The following is a 343-nucleotide window of genomic DNA, read 5'->3' as shown; positions in this document are numbered from 1 at the left end:
AGAACGTGCTGCGCCAGCGCGTGACCACCGACATCACCACCAAGGGTGGCCAGTTCGACATCATGACCATCGGCATGTACGAGACGCCGATCTGGGGCAACAACGGCTGGCTGGTGCCGCTGGATGACCTCTCCGAGGCCTATGACATCAACGACATCCTGCCCGCGATGCGCAATGGCCTGTCTCATGACGGCACGCTGTATGCCGCGCCGTTCTATGGCGAAAGCTCGATGATCATGTACCGCACCGACCTGATGGAACAGGCCGGTCTGGACATGCCAGAGGCCCCCACATGGGAGTTCATCCGGGACGCGGCCGTCGCGATGACCGACCGCGAGAAGGA

1 protein-coding gene is annotated in these 343 nt (G+C 62.4%); it reads left to right on the top strand.

Annotated features, from left to right (window positions below; genetic code table 11):
- On the top strand, window positions 1–343 hold a 343-nt coding region (locus Q5L94_RS13475), incomplete at both ends, for an ABC transporter substrate-binding protein (RefSeq protein ID WP_317498873.1).

This window comes from Idiomarina sp. Sol25, assembly GCF_033052775.1.
GTDB lineage: Bacteria > Pseudomonadota > Gammaproteobacteria > Enterobacterales > Alteromonadaceae > Idiomarina.
The sequence above is the reverse complement of the archived record's forward strand: the minus strand, read 5'-3'. Positions and strand labels throughout refer to the sequence as shown.